The sequence below is a fragment of the Ruegeria sp. AI3 genome (assembly GCF_056541245.1).
Genome location: NZ_JBQFYA010000001.1, coordinates 197,663 through 215,632 on the forward strand (window position 1 = coordinate 197,663; position 17,970 = coordinate 215,632).

Sequence of the window (17,970 nt, forward strand, 5' to 3'; positions counted from 1 at the left end):
ATTTTTTATTAAACCTTCTGGGTTTCGGCTTACTCTGCGGCCTCCGCCACTGGCAGGACCGAAATGAAGGTGCGGTTTTTGAGTCCCTTGTGGAACTTCACGGCGCCATCGGTGGTTGCAAAGATTGTGTGGTCTTTGCCCATGCCTACGCCCTCGCCCGGCCAGAACTTGGTGCCGCGCTGACGTACGATGATGTTGCCTGCGATGGCCGCTTGGCCACCATACAGTTTCACGCCAAGGCGGCGACCAGCTGAGTCGCGACCGTTACGGGAGGAACCGCCAGCTTTTTTATGTGCCATTCTCTCTCTCCTTAGCCTTGAGCCAGCTCTTTGGCTTGCTCAACCCATTCGGGCTTCACTTTGATGGTGTCGATAGCAGCAATCTGCTCGTCCGACAAGGCGGCCAGAGCGGCAAAGCTTTCGATACCGGCTTCGACCAGCTTCTTGGCAGCGGCAGGGCCAACACCGTTCAGCTTGGTCAGATCGTCAGCGGCAGCAGCGGCGGGTGCCTCTGCTTTGGCTTCTGCTTTCTTGGCAGGCTTTGCAGCAGGTGCCGCTTCGCCGGCCGGAGCAGACCCGGTTGCAGCTTTGATGCCCGACTTGTCAGCGCCCGACGACAGGATGTCGGTGATCTTGACCAGAGTCAGCTTCTGACGGTGGCCAACGGTACGCTTCGAGCTGTGCTTACGACGGCGCTTGACGAATTTGATGACCTTGTCACCTTTGATCTGTTCGATCACTTCGGCCTGTACGCCTGCGCCTTCAACGAAAGGTGCACCAACAACCGGAGCGTCGCCGCCCAGCATCAGAACATCGTTGAATTGAACTTTTTCACCTGCGTCGGCAGCCAGTTTTTCAACGCGGAGCACGTCGCCCGCCTGAACCTTGTACTGCTTGCCGCCAGTCTTGAGGACCGCAAACATGCGTCTTTCCTTTTCTAACCCGCGTTCTGTGGTCCCCTAACGGGCGTTTTTGGCTTGAAAGCCACCTCGAACAGCGCGCCCTGTTTGGGCTGTGTGGAAGACCCCGTGAGGTATCATAGGGTCATATAATAACGACACCCGGCGCGGAGAACCGGCCGGGATGCGCGCTTATCCACATAATGAAAGGCAAAGTCAACACCCAAGACCGGTCAGAGATCAGAGGATTGCCAAACCTGCGCCACCGCCGCCCCCAGACGGTAGGAAATCCCATCAAACATCTCGTCAAACCCTTTGAAAAGGGCCGCGTTCAAGGCCTGCCCGGTCTCGGTTCGAGAAAACGCAATATTCTCGCGCATCTCGACCTCATCCAGCGGTTGATAGGCCAGAAGCAGAAAGGAGTACAACCACGTGGTCGTCTCTTCCATCACAGTGTCTTTCTGCGCCAGCAACCCATCCAGAACCTCTTCGTATTCGGCCAGACTGTCCCCGTAGAGCCCCAGGAAAAAATTGTAATCCGCACTCAGCGAGCCTTGGACGTTCTGGTCAATCAGGTCGTTCGCGCGGATGTATTCCTCGACCAGTTCGAACCGGGGCGAGTCAGGTTCGGTGCCCTCATAGGCCTCATTCGCCATCTCTTCGATTGCCTCATCGGCAAAGGCTTTGCGGGCCGAGTTCTCCAGCGTCACGATCGTCTGCCCCAGATCGCTTTCGAAGAAAACGATTGCCTGGTCCATCTGCTCTTTCGTCATGCCTTCGGCGAAAGCTTCGGTCAGACGGGATTTCATCCAGGAGTGGTTATAGATCTCTTGAACCTGATCGTGAAACAGAGGGCCTCCGTCACCGTCCAACAGGCTCTCTTCGAGTTCCTGCTGATGGACCATGCCCTCGTCGATCAGAATGCCTACAACCTGATCCAGCTTCATGGCATGCGCCAGCCGATTGGCCCGTTCATTCGCGACAGCTGGCAGTGCGCAGAGAATCGTCACTACTAAGGCAAGTGCCAGACGCATCAGATATCCTGAGCCGGATGAAGGTCTGCCATGCGGACAGCCAGAACCTCAAACCGCATGGCCATGATCTCATACTGGATCGCATTCAGAAGCTCATAAACCTCTTGCATCAGAGGCTGTTCAAGCGCCTCGGCATAGGCCTCGACCTCTTCGTCCGAGAAATCCTGATAGGTATAAGCTGCCCCTGCCAGCGCAGAAAGCTGCAGCGCTTGACGCATCCCGGCCTCGTTTTGCCGCAGCATCAACCGCAGCTCATCCGCTTCCAATTGCAGATCAATCACGCCAGACGCGCTGGCCGCCAAAAGAAACCGCAATTGGATCTCCTGCAAAGCACGCAACGAAGTCCCGCTGGCATCAATCGCATTGTTCATCCGCTTGAGCTGCTCCACACGGGGCGAACCATCCTGCACGAGAACAGCCACGATTTCCTGCCCCTCCTGCTGCTTGGCCTCTTCATCCTCATTCAGATGCGCGGCGTTTTCGACCTCGACCAGCCTTTGCCCCAGATCCGAGGCATAAAACTCGACCGCATGGGCCAGCGCCTCATCGCTCAGCGTCTCTTCGAGAATCGAAACAGCGGTTTCATGCATGAGCTCGGTATCGAACACCTCTTCGGTCAGACGGGTCCAGTCGGATCCGAAGCCATCGGGATCAATGCCCAGCATTTCAGGGGCGGAGCCAGACGCTAGCGCGATACTCTCCAGCGCCACATCAAACCCGGTGGTATTGAGGAAGGCTTCGATCCGGTCGCGATTGGCCGCAGCCGAAGAAACAGGGACCAAAACAAGCGCGACAAGCAGCGCGAGCAATGGGACAACAGAACACTCAACTCGATTTTTCATGACTATCAGCCTAGGTGTTTTGTTGCGGCAGGCAATGGAAAATCCAAGGAATGTGATTTCTGGGAATTTTCTGCTTGCACCCCTGAGCGTTCCTCACTAAATCCCCCCCTCACAGACCCCCGCGGAGAGGTGCCGGAGTGGTCGAACGGGGCGGTCTCGAAAACCGTTGTGGGTGCAAGCCCACCCAGGGTTCGAATCCCTGTCTCTCCGCCACTATATCCTTGATAAATAAGAATAGTTATCGCCGATGCGGCGACTTATCAGGTGCCCATGCCAGACCTCACAATCCCGAAACTTGACATACTATGTCACATTTCGAGCTCCGATTGCGCCGACTATGTCATCGGTCCAATCCAATTTTATCGGCAAATGCGTCGTTCAGACAGCCTTTGCTTACCGCAGATCGACAATGGGAAACGGGCCCCGCAGATCTGCGAGGCCCGTCTTCAGGTCATGAGCCAGCGAAGACTTACCGGAAGCCGTTGTCCCCATCGGAACTCGCGGCATCTTGCTCTTCCTGGGTCAGATACCGGAAGTAATAGCGCTCGGTCGTCCTCACCGACACATGGCCGATGTAGCGGCTGACCCGGTAGATGCTCCAGCCCTCCTGCAGACGTTCGATCGCGAACTTGTGCCGGATATCATGCAGGCGTGAGCCAAATCCAGTTTCTTGCCCGTATTCCCAGAACAGGTTCGAGGCATCCTTGTAGTAACCGTGATCGCTCCGGTTCCAAAATAAATATGGGGACGAATTGGAGCGCGGAATGCGAAGGAGGATGTCGATCGCCGCTTGTCGCAATAATACGACCCGGATCTTGCCCCCCTTGGTTTTCCGATAGGTGACCTTAACGTTGCCTTCAGTCGGCTGCTCCAGTCCCTTTATGTCGGACCACTTGAGCATCGCAGTTTCGGTGACCCGCCCCCCGGTTTCGTTTAGGAACTCCGGAAAGAACGCCAGTGTTCCCGGTGCTCTGGCCCCCAATTTCCTGATTGCGTCATCGGTTGGAATTTCAATGTCTGGCAAATTCTCTTTCATTCCCTGTCGTTCATAGGACACGACTGGGTTCTCACTAACCCAACCTTGGTTTTTCATCTCAGCCATCAGGTGCCGGAACGCGGTCAGATCGCGGTTGATCGTAGACACAGTGACACCTTTGTCTTTCCTTCGCTCGACGAACTCGGATACCACGGCCGTTGTAATGTCCGTTGCAAAGAGATCGCGAATATCACGGTCCTCATCTTCACAAAGCTCATCGAGGATGTTGAGTATTTGGCGCAGGCTTGTCTTGTAACGCTTGACGGTCTCGTCCGACCAAGCGGTGTCTCCCTGCCCCATTCCGTCGTAGAACTTGACGTAACCGATCTGAAACAACCAATCATCTTCGCCCTTATCGGCTTTCGCCCGCAATTCCTTTATGCGGTCTTTCGCCTTCTTTTCCGCGACGCGCTTCGAAGTTGTTCGAAGCGACTCTCTGTGGCGGACTCCGTCGATCGTGACACGGAGATGCCAGTTTTTGCTTCCCGATTGCTTGTAGATGTTGCTCGACATTTTTTGTTTCCCTCATTGAGCCAGATGTGAATTGCGTGTTGGTCAAAAAGCCAGAGACCTTCACGTTTTGTGGCGCCAGGGATTTCCTGCTTGCTTGCGAGGTCAGTGATCTTCCTTTGGGAGAATCCGCTGAGGCGCGCGACGACTGCTGCCTTGATGGGAGGAGGTCGGTTGGCCAGCCCATCAATCAGCTCAAGGTTTTCGAATGAAGCAGGGTTTCGGACTGCTCGTTTAGCCATTGTTTTCATGTCCCATTATTGTCTTTCGGGGCCCTATCCTGTGCCGTTGGTGGAAACTGAGAGGTTGAAGCGGCAGAGCTTGTGGCCAAGATGACCAACCTGGCGGAGCCGCTTCGATCACCTCGCGAACGCCCAATTACGATTCAGGCATCCCTGTCCCGAATTGTCTGGTGTTCTCTGGTGCACGAGTTTTCATTTTCTCCTCACAACTTCGTTTGGGTGTAAGGAGCAGTTAGGCGCGGCTACTCAAAGCTTGGAGATTGGTTTGAATCCCTATTTTGAGACCGAAACTGAAACGACTGGGTCAATTCCATCTCACGAAGATGGATTCGCGATGCCCGGGATCGTCGGTAAATTTCTGATTCAGCAGCCTGTGTGGAGCAATGGAGGTCGGTTGCCTGTTGGGATTTGCGAGCGGCGCAGTTGCACATCGCCGCTCCGCATCTTGTCAGGACGATGCACCAATCAGCAATTGCGCCTTCACCCGCGCCCTCAGGCGATTTCGGAGAAACTGAAACTGACTCCATGCCAGAATCCGGCGACGCAGGTGCTCCAGTTCGCTGTCGATCAGAACATCTTCTTCAGTGTCCATCTCGAGCACCTTGTTTCCGTACCCCGCGCACCGCGCATTTGCAGCGGAGACGAGATCTTTGCCGATCATTGCGATACACGCATCGTCCCGCTCATCGAGAACGTCGCCGCGTTCCAGCCGCTCCAGCATATGCGAAAAGCTGCGCCGCATCAGCCCGCGTGGAATTGGCCCATGCCGCGCGCAGTCGTCTGCAAAAGCGGCCGCTTGCGAGATCACGCAAGCACTTAGTTCCTCGAGCGTTTGTTCCCGGCGAATGTATGTGTAGCTCATCACGATCTCCTCACGCCGCCGCTTCACTCTCAGCCACTAAATCAGCCACTAAAGACGTGTGCGTTGGTTCATCAATTCTGGCGATCAAAGCTTCCAGCTGGTCAGTCAGCCCGCAGATGACCAGCACCGCCGGATCTTCCGGTGAAATCTCGGCGAAATGCCCGCTCTCGTCGCGGTCCAAATCACCGACGTGCTCCAGAGTGAGCAGTTCGTGCAGCCACTCCAAACCGCGGCGATGCCAGATTGTGTAGGCATTGTCAGTTGCGACCGACGCGCGCAGTCGCTGTAGTCGCATCAGTGCTGCGGATCCACCCAGCAGCAACACTGCATGTTGAAGATCGAGATCAGCAGATTCGAGGAAGACGCCGACCTGGGTCAGGATTTGGTTTTTATTCATGGGGAATTACCCTGTGTTTACGCCGCCCCCATCGGACGACAAGCGCGCAGGCGGGGGCGTTCTCCTTTCACCCTGCACGTAGTTTCTGTTGATCTGAGCTCTGAGCTTTCTCTCATCTTGCTGCTCACAAAGACGTAGCAAGATGAGAGGAAGTCAGGGCCGGGATACTTCACACCCTATTAGGCACGCGACCGATCGAAGTGAGGAGTCGCCGAGGGCCATTGAGTAGATCATGCCGCCTGTGCCGCACTTGTTATCAATCTGGGGCGCGGTGAATTATTTCGCGATCACGTTTCGTATCGTCTGGGTCTTGCATTCTCGATCAAGCTGCAGACGCGCGTTTTCAACAAAGGCGCCGAAGGCTTTTTTGTTCGGTCTCGATTCAGCAATTTCCGCGAGGATGATTTGCGCTTCCAATCGTCGGTAGCGATCTGCATTCAGCTCATAAAAGTGTCGGCTTGTCTCGTGGGCGTGACCACAGAGCGCTTGCGCGACGCGTAGATCCAGATCGGGGTCCTCCACCACGGCATCATATGTGAGACTACGCGCGATATGTGGCCCGTGGCCGGTCAGTCGCCGCATGTTCTCCCATAACCAATTGTCACCGAAAGGTTTCCAACCGCGAGCAGGATTGCCGAACAGTGCCGTTCCGACCCGCGCCTCATAGACGGCCCAAAGATGCATTTCGCCGACTCCCATTAGTAGCGTCGCATCCAGATAGGGGATCAGACATTCTGCAAGTCGACCGTTGATGAAAGTTCCAGTCTTGGATGTCTCGATCTCCACGCGCCAACCTTCACTATCTCTAAGGAATTCCCTACCGATCCGCCCGGTCCGCAGGTCGAGAGAGCGCAATGGCAGTTTCGTCAACAAAGCCATAGCGCCAGCAAGCGCGTAGTCACGCCGACGGGTACGGATATGATCCTGGTGAGGAGCCTGTTGAAGTTGCGCATGGGCAATTTCTGCGAGGTCAACGAGATTCAGTGGGTTCTGTGCCAAAGCCACCTCCTTCCGACGCAGATCAGACGAGGACTCAAGTTTCAATGCATTGTGCGTTTCCATAAACGCCTCGCGAATTTCGCTGGGATAGTTGGCGTGTTTTGCAAAGCCTGCGAGTGCGTCGCAGTAATTTGCTTTGCTTCGCGTTTTGATGTCGCTGTCGAATACGTCTTCGGCGAAGGCTTTCGCCGTCTCCATCGAAAGCTCCACTGGCATTTGCCTGTTATTGGTGACCCGTACCAAGCGTCGCAGAGCGCAGGAAAACAATTCGATCCGGGCACTGGACAGACCGTTGGGCTTATCGGACTGCGCGGCGATCCGAACCATTTCCGTATGGAAAGGTTCCGGAAGGTCGTGAAACGAGGGCTTCTTATGCGGAGGCGATTTTGGGCGGGTAACCGTTCGACGTATGCGTTGACATTGCTGTAGGAAGTTTGTGTCCGGGTTCTCCGGATCAATTTCCGACATCAATTCAGCCAGAAGCCCGAGGTTACGCGCGTCTGCTTTGAAGCTTTGCATTGTGGCATCATCAAGTCGAGGCACCGACTGACGCCAGCGCATCCAGCGATCGGCAAGACGGATCAGCGAAGGCTCGCAGACCTCCTGCAAATCCGTTTGGATTGCGAGAAATCGCGACCAATGCGGTGCACGAAAGACGAGTTCGAGAGGGCGGCGGTCAAATGCGCTGCTCTCGATCGCCCACTCCATGCCCTCGCCGGTTTCAAAAGCGTATTTCCGAAGCAGCCCTGCCTGACTACTCAGGCTGTTTTCTTGCCATCCGTCCGCCCTCAGGCGATTAAAAAAAGCCACTCCGGTCTCCCGCGATAGCCTTTCCGCATAACCATGATGTCGCGCGGTCTCAATGAGTCCGCGAAAGGCTGAGGAAAGAGAATGCCTGCTCGGGTGAAGACTTTTTGCATAATAGGCCCGTCCAGTATCAACGTCGGCGAGATACCGACGCATAGGTCGCGGCAATTCCTGTTCCGTGATCAGGTACTTCATCTGTTTTTCCCTTTTGCGAGTGCGTTGTTGACGGCATCCAACCCATCTTGGCCGCGTTCAATCGCGGCAGTTTGGTCAAAGAATGCGTAAGTCTTCGAAACCGTGGCCGGAGAGTTGTTGAGAAGTGCGGCAATGACGCTCAGATCGGCGCCGGGCTGATTGATCAGGATCGAGGCGATGGCGTGGCGCACCTGATGCAGCTTCATGTATAAATCGACCGAAGCGGTCGCGTAGCGCCAGGCATCGGCTGCGTTGCTGTAACGGGCTCCCCCAAACAGCAGCTGTGGGTCCGGGTTGTGAAGCCGCTTCATGAAGTGCGGGCGCGCTTCGGTAAGCCACCATTCCAGGATTCGACGAGGATCGACCTTGCCGCGTTTCTTGATAAACGCTGTCAAAGGTTTCTTGTTTTTCATCATTTCCTTTGGAATGGCGAAGCTGACAGTTCGCGAACCAATCGGGAAGGAAACATTGGCCTTCTCGCCAGTGACTGACAGATTGACCAGTGTATCAACCCGAAGCGGCATAAAGGTCAAAACAGCGGCCATGGCAGCGGCAAGTGAAAGTCTCACAGCTCGCGCCTGATCACCCATCGAAAGATCTTTATAGTTTTGGATGAGCGGCACAGCCTGGATATGAAATTCACCTGCGAGCGCCAGAAACTTTTCGACGCGCCGAGGTGACGCGACAAGGCGCCGACAGAATGCCTGGTTTGCCTCCGTCATTGTGTCCCAGTTTTGGAAGTACTCGGTCTCGAAAAACTCCTTTTGAACTTTTGAGAATTCAGGGTGGAACTCACGGGCGAAGCGAAATGCCGCCCCCATGTTTTTCTTGAGCGTTCTGGCCCCGAGCGGTTTCCAGTAGTATTCGCCGCCCACTTCCGCATCGAAGACGGCAAACAGATTGTCTACCGTGGTCAATTCCGCGATGGTTTGGCCGCCGTCCAAATCCAATCGACCGAGTTCAAAGAGGCAGGTGAAGTACCAGTTCAGATCATCCCCGGCAGATTTGACAGTCTGCGGAGAAAGCGGGGCGCGACGGCGGCCTGCCAGGAGCCCATCATAGGGTCGACCGAGGCGCATCGTCGCCTGGTATTGTCTAATAGCCGAGATGACTTCGGCCGGTAAATCTGGTGTCACGCGGTGGCGTGTGGCCTTGGGGATCTCACCGATAACAGATGGCAAAAGCGAGGATTCGACAGTCTCCGGGAACTCATGCAGGCGATCCAGCAGACGCGCAGCTTTACGAATTGCGTTCTTGCGGCCCTGATCGTGACAGTCTTTCATCCAGAGGTGCAACATATCAATATTCATCTGTGCCGGCTGGATGCCCTTGCTTCTCGCCAAGCTTGTCAGAACGGTCAGGGCAATAAGTTCTGGTGTATGGATGTTATTGCCTTTCCGACGCGGTTGGATCAGAGCGGTCGCGGCTTTCTGGAGCTGTGACCAGTCGTCCTCCAGCCCGCGCAGACGCTTTTCCTCGGCGCGCAATCCTGACGCGTGCGCCATCAGGCTCTTTACATTGCCGTGCCACGCTTCGAACTGCTTGAAAGTGTTGAAGCCTTCGGGCGCATCCTTGTTGGCGATGTGACTTGACCATCGCTTGACGAAGGCATCGACATCGATCGGGATCATCGCCAGCGGACAATTATACGCTGGCAGTTTCCTACATTTGTTTGCGGATCCCCGGATCTTCTTCGCGTTTGCTTGCGAATATGGGTAGTCTCCGGCGTCGAGTTTTTCGACAGCTTGCTCGAGGGTCATCTGCATTCTTGCCTCCATCATTGGTGTTGTTTTTTGGCGTTAGTGACGCGGTCGTTCTTGGAAGTTCGGGTGATCTTCAGAGATGCGTTTTGAGGTTCTTTTTTCGAATTTCGGCACTCTGGAAACGAAATGAGGAAAAGGGCTCCAAAACGTATTGAGGTTAGGTTTTGTGGGCGTATTCCTCACTTTTTCCAGATCGGGCATAGGTGCGAATTGCCGTGTTTTTGGCCTCACACAACATCAAAAAGCCCCTCAATCTGGTGTTTCCGGAACCGGATAGAGCCACCAATCCGGAGGCTTGGAATGATGTTATCGCGGGCGTAATTGCGGATGGTTGCCGGAACGCAGCCGAGTTCCGCAGCAAGGTCTTTGCCGGTCAGCAGTGGCTCAAGCAGCGCCGGATGTTGATCTTGATCCAGCATCTTGGCATGGGGCACGCCTTCGACCCGCCAGACATCCGTGATGGCATAGCGCGGGCGCTTCCATGGCCCGGGCGCGGGACGAATACTCAATTCGCGCAGTACTCGGCGCACGGTGTCCGGATGCAATTGCCAGCGGTTCGATATCTGGGTTTGTGACAAGCTTGGCAAGCCGGTCAGCGCTGCGGAATGGGTTCTGAGTGTGGATAGTCGCTTCATAAAGAGCAGATGGGTCCACAACGACGATCTGGGAAAAAAATGCCGAAACTTGTTTTGCTGCCCCACGTTAAAGGCCGCCGACATACAGTTGGTGCCTTTAGGGATCTTTACCAACTCGTCGCGGATGCAGACTTTGTAAAAACTGTTTTCGGACCACTTTGTTCTTGCGTGGCGAACACGAATGCGGACATCGGTGACGCCCGGACGTTCACCGTTTTGACAGATCACGGCAGCGTATTCATGAGACTTGAGAGCGCTCCACTTTCTCAGGAGCCGCATCAGTTTAGGCTTGAATCCTCGCATGTCAGGTATGGGAGCGTCGCGAAAACCTTCCCAGCCACGATTATGGAGAACCGCTTTAAAGAGCGAGAACTCCGGCCAATCCATATTTTCGTGCAGTGTCAACAAGGTGATGAAACCGGGCTCTAAATCGGTTTTCATGCGGGCGATGTCTCTGGTGTGCATGAGTGCATAGGGTCTTCGCATGGACATCAATACGGCAGCATAAATCGAAAACTGCCAGACAAGGACTGTTGGTTTGCCCGCCTGAACTTCCAACACGTCGAAGAGATCCGTCTTCATTCGCAGATCGTGGATCGCATTGTCGAGGAAACGAGCACTTTTGGACTTTGGCGCAAAACCCAATGTCCGAAATGTATTCAGCGTGTGGTAGTGCCGACAAAGGTACTTGTCTGAGTATTCATACCTGATCGGCTCCTTGTCGAGCACGACCTTCGGCCATTCATCCTCTTCAAGATGCTGCAGATATATCAGCGCAATCAGCAGCTTTTTTGCACTGGGTCCCAGCGGCGATAGTTTGATGTATTCAGCCATCGGACGAGAAATGATGAAGCGGCCATTGTCTTCGGGCATGTCGTTCTCCGTGTTTCGTATGTCGAAAAATTCGTACCGACACGCTCGCTCCAACGACGGTTTGATAGGTGTGTGAAAACACCGGATCGACGGTGCACGAGACCCGGATCGTGATTTTGGTCAACCGAAGGATCGCTTCATCATCCCGGATCGATGCGACGAAATTTTCTATAAAATACTGATTATAAACATATTTTATGACCGCGAAGTCATGGAAGTGCCTGAAATCAGGAAATCAACAAATGGCCTGCGGCCCATTTGGATTTGTTTTTTTCGGGACTGACAATCGTCGAGCAAAAAATATCCAAAGAATTACTTCTCGCTTCCAGTTCTGATCCCACTTCCTGTTTACGAGGCAAACCGCAATCAAAGAGAAACCTATGACTTTAAAAGAGTATCTGTCGAAATCTATGGTTAATACCATTGCCAACGGAGCATTGCTCCTGGATCAAGATGGCCGGACCATTCGGTTCACACTATCAATGACTGAGTGTTCCGTTTTGGGAGTGCTTTTTTTCCGCGGCGATTGGTGCGATGACTTCGGCCGCCCTGGTCTGATGCCCGTGATTGAAAAAGTGAGCTTCGATGGAGTTGAAAACTTCTCGGTCGAAAACTTCAAATTGCCGCCGGAGTTCATGCAAACCGCTTATGACGTTCTGCAACAACGTTTGGCACCCGAGAAACTTTATATGCCTGAGGAGGCAGGAGGCTGGATGTTAACATCCTTCAATTCGAAGCCATTGGGCGGACTTGATGGAGCATTCGCTTAACCCGCGGTTCTCCACTTCCGCCCTTTCAAGCTTGGCACTATAGAAAGTGCAACTTGCCGAGGACACGATCGGCAAGTTGCTTTGTTTATTTGGATGTGACCGGCCCCAAAATTTTCACCCACCTGTTAAGCTCGACGCGGGATGCAATTGGCCTGAGGCCCAATCACCAAGACCTGCGTGGCCATCCCAAACCGGCCATTCAAAATAACCAGCATCACCGCTGCGCGGTTCCCGAAAACGGATAAAGACTAAAAGCAAAAAAATATCTGGTTTGTTGGAACCACCCCGTCAAGGCCGTATCCGGACTTTGATTGATCGCCACCATTTGTGGCTTTGCAACCAATAGGTTTAGTCATCACTTCCCGCCCGGGTTGTACATGGTCTCAAAAAGGTATTCTCTGACTACAGTCTTGGAACAGTTGCGCATCACAAATGAACGGTCGACATAACGAGTTTCTTTCCAAATGTCTGTCCATCGATCTGGAGGTGGATCCCAAAACCTCGAAGGTATTTGCCTTTGCCGCCGTTCGAAACGATGAGCAACCGGCTTTGAAGTCGAAATCCAGCGCGCTGGAGAAAGATCTCGATCGCCTGGAAGAGGCCATCGCAGGCGTCCCACATTCGATTGGGCACAATTTCCTGCACCACGATATGGAACACCTAATTACCGCCAGACCACATCTGACCCAGATCATGCGGGCACCAATTGATACATTGTGGCTGAACCCGCTGGCCTTCCCTCGCAACCCGTACCACCATCTGGTCAAACACTATCAGGACGGGCGGCTGGCTGCGGGGCATATCAATGATCCAGAACTTGACGCCCGGCTTGTATTTGAGGTGTTCGCTAATCAGCTCGATGCCTTTCAAAACCTTGCCGAAAGCGAACCAGATGCGCTTGTAGCCTATCACTTCCTGGCCACTCGAACGGAACAATCCGAAGGGTTCGACGCGGTTTTCAAGTACCTAAGAAGAGCCAATTGCCCGCCGCAGGATGAAGCCGTTCCCGCCATCCGTCGGATGCTGGACGGTCGAGCTTGTAGTAAACGGGTCGAACAGACTCTGGCAAGGCTTAGCAATCCCCGAAACGGATGGCCTATGGCCTATGCGCTATCCTGGATCACCGTAGCGGGTGGGGACTCGGTCATGCCGCCCTGGGTTCGGGCGCAATTTCGCGAGGCATCTCTGATTGTCCGGCATCTCAGGGATACGTCCTGCAAAGATCCTTCCTGCCAGTGGTGTGCTGAACAGAATGACCCGGTCCGTGCGCTGAACAGGTGGTTCGGGTTCGACAGTTTCCGCCCACAGCCTGTGGACCCAGATGGTCGCCCGCTGCAGGAACGCATTGTCGATGAGGCTATGTCCGGAACAAGCCTGCTCGGCATACTGCCAACAGGCACTGGAAAGTCCGTCTGTTATCAGGTGCCCGCTTTGTCGCGGTTCGACAAAATCGGGGCTTTGACCGTAGTCATTTCCCCGTTGGTCGCGCTGATGGCAGATCAGGTTCAGGGCATGGAACGCGTAGGCATTTCCTGTTCCGTGACTGTGAATGGACAGATGTCCATGCCCGAGCGACAAGACGCCCTGGACAAGGTCCGCATGGGCGATGCGGGCATATTGATCATCTCGCCCGAGCAATTGCGCAGCACATCAATCCGGTCGGTACTGGCTCAGCGCGAAGTTGGCCTATGGGCAATTGACGAAGCTCACTGCGTGTCGAAATGGGGTCATGATTTCAGGCCGGATTACAGATACCTGGGAAGGTTCATCAAAGAGTTCTCGGGCGATCAAGCCCCTGCCCCAATCCTATGTCTCACGGCCACCGCCAAACCAGAGGTCGTCGCCGATGTCGTCGAGCATTTCCAGTCTCGCGCCGGGGTCGAGCTGCTGTCCCTTGATGGTGGAGCATCGCGGAAAAACCTGACATTTGATGTCAGGCCTACGACTAAGAACAGTAAACTAACCGATGTCTTGAACGTGATCGAAGAGCTGTTGCCCGCTGGGGGCCGATCCGGCGCCGTGATCTATTGCGCGACGCGTAAAGAGACCGAGCGCGTCGCCGAGTTTCTAAAATCACAAGGTATGGACGCGGCACATTTCCACGCTGGACTTGGGTCCGACGACAAACACGACGTCCAGGAACGGTTCCGGGTCGGAGATCTGCGGGTGATCGCAGCCACGAACGCTTTTGGCATGGGCATCGACAAACCCGACATACGGCTGGTGGTGCATGCAGACATCCCAGGGTCCTTGGAAAACTACCTGCAGGAGGCTGGGCGCGCCGGACGCGACCGGGAAATCGCCGATTGCGTGCTTCTGTACGCGGGGGATGATGTAGAACGCCAGTTCAGGCTGTCCGCGGGTTCGCGTTTGGCACGGCATGAAATCGGAGCCATTCTGAAAGCCCTACGGCGGATCGACGAGCGCACACGCAAAACTGGCAAGATCGTCGCCACTGCGGGTGAAATCGTCCGGTTCGAAAAGGATCAAGAGTTCGAACGGGACAGTGCGACTGATGACACTCGCGTCAAGACGGCCGTATCTTGGCTTGAAGAAGCAACACTTGTTTCGCGAGAAGAGAACCGTGTTCGTATTTTCCCGTCTTCGCTAACAGTCCGCACAATGGACGAAGCGAAACAACGGCTTGCGGTTGCGGAGATCACTCAAGCGCATCGCAAACAATTGCTGGCCATCGTGCAGCATCTGATTTTGGCCCCGGCGGATGAAGGGGTCTCGACCGATCAGCTCTGCGGCGTGAGCGGTTTGACACCCGGCGCACTTACCAAGGCGATGGCCAATCTCGAAAGCTTTGGCATCGCACGCAACGACGTTGCGATGACGCTCTTCATCCATGTCGGTGTGGCGCAGTCTTCCTCCGGGCGCCTCACAGAGGCTGCAAATCTTGAACGGGATTTGATCGCGTCGATGCGAGAGCTGGCACCGGATGCGGACAAAGAGACTCCAATACCGCTGAACCTGCAGGAAACCTGCCAGCATCTGCGCGATCAGGACCACGCCGATGCCCGCCCCGATGTCATCGACAAACTGATCCGGGGCATAGCGCGGGACGGCAAGGGACAGGATGGTGGCACCGGTAATATCAGGTTGCGCAAAATCAGCCGAAATACCCTGAACGTGACTCGGGTAAGGTCGTGGGACGTCATTGCCCAAACCGCTGAGGTTCGGTGGCAAGCGGCCGGGATTCTTTTGAAGTTTCTGACGGGTCGACTCGACAAAGGCGCACGCGGCAAAGATCTGCAAGTTGAAACCACTGTGGGTGACCTTCTGGCGCAGCTCACACAGGATGCTGTCTTAAAATCCAGCGGTCTGCGCGACATGACCAAGCTGTTAGAACGCTCCCTGCTTTGGATGCATGAACAGGGCGTTTTGACACTGGGGAAAGGGTTGACCGTATTCCGCCCCGCCATGACCGTATTCCTCAATCCTGAAGGTGGTCAGTTCACGCAATCGGACTTCCTCCCTCTGGAAGAGCATTACGCCGAACAGACGCTTCAGACCCATGTCATGGCAACTTACGCGGAAACCGGCCTCGAGAAGATCACAGACGCCGAACGCCTATCGGAGGATTACTTCCTGCTCAACAAAGAGCAGTTCATGAAACGTTGGATGCCGGGCATGGCACGAGAGGTCAAGCGGCAGACAACCAGCAAGTCCTGGACCGCCATTGTCGAAGATCTGGGCAACAAGGTCCAACAGGACATTGTTGCGGACGATCGGGACCAGACCAATGTGTTGGTTTTGGCGGGTCCCGGATCTGGGAAGACCCGTGTTTTAGTGCACCGGATCGCTTATCTATTACGGATGAAGCGCGAAGACCCGCGCGGTATCCTGGTACTGGCCTATAATCGCCATGCCGCTGCCGAAATCCGTGTTCGCCTACGAGCGCTGGTGGGCGATGATGCGGCGGGGGTTACGATCTCGACTTGCCATTCGCTTGCGATGAAGCTGGTTGGCGCCAGTTTTGCGGGGGTTCAGGCCGCGACAGAAGACTTCGACAATGTCATTATGGAGGCGGTGCGCCAACTCAACCCCGAAGGCCTCACAAAAGCCGAAGCAGAGGCGCAACGCGAGAGCCTGATTCAGGGGTTTCGCTGGATTTTGGTGGATGAATACCAGGACATTGGCCCGGAGGAATACGCGCTCATTTCGGCCGTGGCCGGTCGTTCTCTGGAAGATGCCGAGCTTAAACTAAGCCTGTTTGCCGTGGGCGATGACGACCAGAATATCTATGCTTTCAACGGGGCTTCCGTGGATTTCATCCGCAGATTTGAAGAGGACTATAAGGCCAGACCATCTTTTCTGATCGAAAACTACCGGTCGACAGCACATATTATCGAAGCCGCCAATCAGGTCATATCCAAGGCGCCTGAACGCATGAAAATGGATCACCAAATCACAATCAATCAGGCGCGGCTCTCTCAACCCAGCGGCGGACGTCTGGAGGGGAAAGATTCCGTTGCCCATGGCCGAGTGCAGTTGCTGGACGTCCCAGCTGGCGCGATGCAGCAATCTGCAGCAGCAATCAACGAGCTGATACGCCTTTCTCGCCTGGACCCCAATTGGAACTGGTCCCGCGTTGCTGTGATTTCCCGAGATTGGAAATCACTGGATGCAGTTCGGACCTATGCCGAAGCACAAGGTCTGCGCGTGGATATGGCCAACGAAGACCTTCCGAATGTTTGGCGACTTAGGGAGACCCAACGTCTGGTGTCCGGGTTACGCGAGAAACAAGGCGCACTTCTGGGCATTCAGGATATCCTCACGGTCCTGAACGTTCAGTCTCGCAACAAATGGGTGGATTTGCTGGCAGAAGGTGTGGCGGAACTTGCCCGGGAGTTGGGCACCAAAACTATGCCAGTACCTGACATCATTGAATGGATCGCGGACTGGTCCCGGGATACACGCGGTGAACAACGTGGACTGCTGTTGCTGACGGCGCACAGGGCCAAGGGCCTTGAATTTGACCATGTCGCCATTCTAAACGGCGGTTGGACCCGAGTCTCGAAAGAGGAGGATAACGAAGCCCCTCGTCGCCTATTCTATGTGGCAATGACCCGCGCACAGCAAAGCCTAACAGTGCTGACATCCGGAACGCACCCCTTTCTGAAAACGGGTTCAGATTCAGTTCTTATCAGGCATGTGACGCCCGATCTCGACGAAACCTCTTTGCCTGCAACAAAATACCAGATGCCCGCGCTCGATATTGTAGATTTGTCATTCGCCGGTCGCCAAAGGGATGCACATGAAGTCCACAACGCCGTGCGCACAGCGAATGTAGGGGACACCCTTTCCCTTGAGTTTCAACAACCTCATTGGGTTTTGTTGGACGCCCTAAAACGTGTTGTCGGACGTATGGCCAAATCGTGGAAGCCACCCCGCGGGCATGTTTTTGCGTCTGGCCAGATCGGGGCCATAATCAACTGGCGTAAGATTGATAGTGGCGAAGACTACGCCCACTACCATAAGCGCGATAGTTGGGAGACCTTATTGCCAGAGTTGATCTTCCGACATGAGAATGCCGAAGCCTCGCATACTCAGCCGAAACCAACAGCCCGAGAGGATGTTCAGACCGTCCGTGTAAGGGACAATCCATATCGACAAGCGGCCGACCCGTCTGCAAATGCAATGGATATCTCGGTTCAAGATCCACAGGAGATTGATCGTCCATCGAAACTCGACCTCAAAACACTCCTCACCACAGCTATTGCTGATACGCGTTCCTGGAATGAGCTTTCGGCAGCGTTGAAACAGAAAGACATCGCACTGGCGGCCAAGGGCGGCGGCCTTGTGGTCAAAAACGCCTCTACAGGCAAGGAGATCGGTAAGATATCTGCGCTTGGGTTCAAATATATCGATCTGATCCGCCACTACGGCGAAGGTTTCCCTGATCACCCTGCGACATGGTTGGTCGAGAAAGCGTTGAACGACAACTACGCACCCAAAGGCCCGAGACGAACAAAGAAACTAAGGAACCGCAAAAGAAAGTCGGGCGATGACGACGATTTTTCGCTGATTGAAGACTAATGGGCTGGGTCAGTTTTGGGAGTTTCGGTCGGCGCCCAACCAATAATTTCCGTTGGCGATTC

Annotated in this window: 12 protein-coding genes and 1 tRNA gene; 3 read left to right on the top strand and 10 right to left on the bottom strand. The window is 54.7% G+C overall.

The features are described 5' to 3' along the window. Positions 1-29: 29 nt before the first annotated feature. From rpmA to ACRZ95_RS01005, 4 genes are all read right to left on the bottom strand, one after another. Complete coding sequence (gene rpmA, locus ACRZ95_RS00990) at positions 30-299, bottom strand: 50S ribosomal protein L27 (protein ID WP_039535512.1); 270 nt, start codon at positions 297-299, stop codon at positions 30-32. An 11-nt stretch (positions 300-310) separates the two neighbouring features. Then, positions 311-922, bottom strand: a complete 612-nt coding sequence (locus ACRZ95_RS00995; RefSeq protein WP_170373741.1) for a 50S ribosomal protein L21 — start codon at positions 920-922, stop codon at positions 311-313. A 209-nt stretch (positions 923-1,131) separates the two neighbouring features. Next, complete coding sequence (locus ACRZ95_RS01000) at positions 1,132-1,932, bottom strand: DUF2059 domain-containing protein (RefSeq protein WP_170676064.1); 801 nt, start codon at positions 1,930-1,932, stop codon at positions 1,132-1,134. Then, positions 1,932-2,774: a DUF2059 domain-containing protein gene (locus ACRZ95_RS01005; RefSeq protein WP_170676065.1), complete on the bottom strand. Its 843-nt coding sequence runs from the start codon at positions 2,772-2,774 to the stop codon at positions 1,932-1,934. The genes ACRZ95_RS01000 and ACRZ95_RS01005 overlap by 1 nt, the downstream gene beginning before the upstream one ends. Before the next feature lie 123 nt (positions 2,775-2,897). On the opposite strand from ACRZ95_RS01005, the gene ACRZ95_RS01010 reads away from it, so the two are divergent. Further along, positions 2,898-2,987: transfer RNA gene (locus ACRZ95_RS01010), tRNA-Ser, on the top strand. 256 nt (positions 2,988-3,243) lie between these two features. Here the strand turns inward: ACRZ95_RS01010 and ACRZ95_RS01015 are convergent. From ACRZ95_RS01015 to ACRZ95_RS01040, 6 genes are all read right to left on the bottom strand, one after another. Further along, on the bottom strand, positions 3,244-4,323 hold the full coding sequence (locus ACRZ95_RS01015) for a tyrosine-type recombinase/integrase (protein ID WP_170676066.1): 1,080 nt from the start codon (positions 4,321-4,323) through the stop codon (positions 3,244-3,246). A 687-nt stretch (positions 4,324-5,010) separates the two neighbouring features. Next, positions 5,011-5,424 (bottom strand): hypothetical protein, encoded by a 414-nt coding sequence (locus ACRZ95_RS01020; protein ID WP_170676067.1) that lies wholly within the window; start codon positions 5,422-5,424, stop codon positions 5,011-5,013. Positions 5,425-5,434: 10 nt separating this feature from the next. Then, positions 5,435-5,821 carry a hypothetical protein gene (locus ACRZ95_RS01025; RefSeq protein ID WP_170393092.1) on the bottom strand — a complete coding sequence of 129 codons (387 nt, stop codon included), beginning with the start codon at positions 5,819-5,821 and terminating at the stop codon, positions 5,435-5,437. A 276-nt stretch (positions 5,822-6,097) separates the two neighbouring features. Further along, a complete protein-coding gene (locus ACRZ95_RS01030; protein ID WP_170676068.1) occupies positions 6,098-7,822 on the bottom strand; it encodes a hypothetical protein in 1,725 nt (574 codons plus the stop codon). Further along, positions 7,819-9,588 (bottom strand): hypothetical protein, encoded by a 1,770-nt coding sequence (locus tag ACRZ95_RS01035; RefSeq protein ID WP_170676069.1) that lies wholly within the window; start codon positions 9,586-9,588, stop codon positions 7,819-7,821. Before ACRZ95_RS01035 ends, ACRZ95_RS01030 begins: the two co-directional genes overlap by 4 nt. A 224-nt stretch (positions 9,589-9,812) precedes the next feature. Further along, on the bottom strand, positions 9,813-11,093 hold the full coding sequence (locus tag ACRZ95_RS01040) for a helix-turn-helix domain-containing protein (RefSeq protein WP_170676070.1): 1,281 nt from the start codon (positions 11,091-11,093) through the stop codon (positions 9,813-9,815). 380 nt (positions 11,094-11,473) lie between these two features. On the opposite strand from ACRZ95_RS01040, the gene ACRZ95_RS01045 reads away from it, so the two are divergent. Continuing rightward, the gene (locus ACRZ95_RS01045) at positions 11,474-11,863 is read left to right on the top strand and encodes a hypothetical protein (RefSeq protein WP_170676071.1); all 390 of its coding nucleotides are present in this window, start codon (positions 11,474-11,476) and stop codon (positions 11,861-11,863) included. A gap of 432 nt (positions 11,864-12,295) precedes the next feature. Further along, positions 12,296-17,908, top strand: coding sequence for a RecQ family ATP-dependent DNA helicase (locus ACRZ95_RS01050; protein WP_170676072.1), 5,613 nt, complete (start codon positions 12,296-12,298; stop codon positions 17,906-17,908). Positions 17,909-17,970: the final 62 nt, after the last annotated feature.

Bases quoted from the DNA above. Each gene is read 5' to 3' on its own strand.
- rpmA (WP_039535512.1), bottom strand. From the start codon at position 299: ATGGCACATAAAAAAGCTGGCGGTTCCTCCCGTAACGGTCGCGACTCA.
- ACRZ95_RS00995 (WP_170373741.1), bottom strand. From the start codon at position 922: ATGTTTGCGGTCCTCAAGACTGGCGGCAAGCAGTACAAGGTTCAGGCG.
- ACRZ95_RS01000 (WP_170676064.1), bottom strand. From the start codon at position 1,932: ATGCGTCTGGCACTTGCCTTAGTAGTGACGATTCTCTGCGCACTGCCA.
- ACRZ95_RS01005 (WP_170676065.1), bottom strand. From the start codon at position 2,774: ATGAAAAATCGAGTTGAGTGTTCTGTTGTCCCATTGCTCGCGCTGCTT.
- ACRZ95_RS01015 (WP_170676066.1), bottom strand. From the start codon at position 4,323: ATGTCGAGCAACATCTACAAGCAATCGGGAAGCAAAAACTGGCATCTC.
- ACRZ95_RS01020 (WP_170676067.1), bottom strand. From the start codon at position 5,424: ATGAGCTACACATACATTCGCCGGGAACAAACGCTCGAGGAACTAAGT.
- ACRZ95_RS01025 (WP_170393092.1), bottom strand. From the start codon at position 5,821: ATGAATAAAAACCAAATCCTGACCCAGGTCGGCGTCTTCCTCGAATCT.
- ACRZ95_RS01030 (WP_170676068.1), bottom strand. From the start codon at position 7,822: ATGAAGTACCTGATCACGGAACAGGAATTGCCGCGACCTATGCGTCGG.
- ACRZ95_RS01035 (WP_170676069.1), bottom strand. From the start codon at position 9,588: ATGCAGATGACCCTCGAGCAAGCTGTCGAAAAACTCGACGCCGGAGAC.
- ACRZ95_RS01040 (WP_170676070.1), bottom strand. From the start codon at position 11,093: ATGCCCGAAGACAATGGCCGCTTCATCATTTCTCGTCCGATGGCTGAA.
- ACRZ95_RS01045 (WP_170676071.1), top strand. From the start codon at position 11,474: ATGACTTTAAAAGAGTATCTGTCGAAATCTATGGTTAATACCATTGCC.
- ACRZ95_RS01050 (WP_170676072.1), top strand. From the start codon at position 12,296: ATGAACGGTCGACATAACGAGTTTCTTTCCAAATGTCTGTCCATCGAT.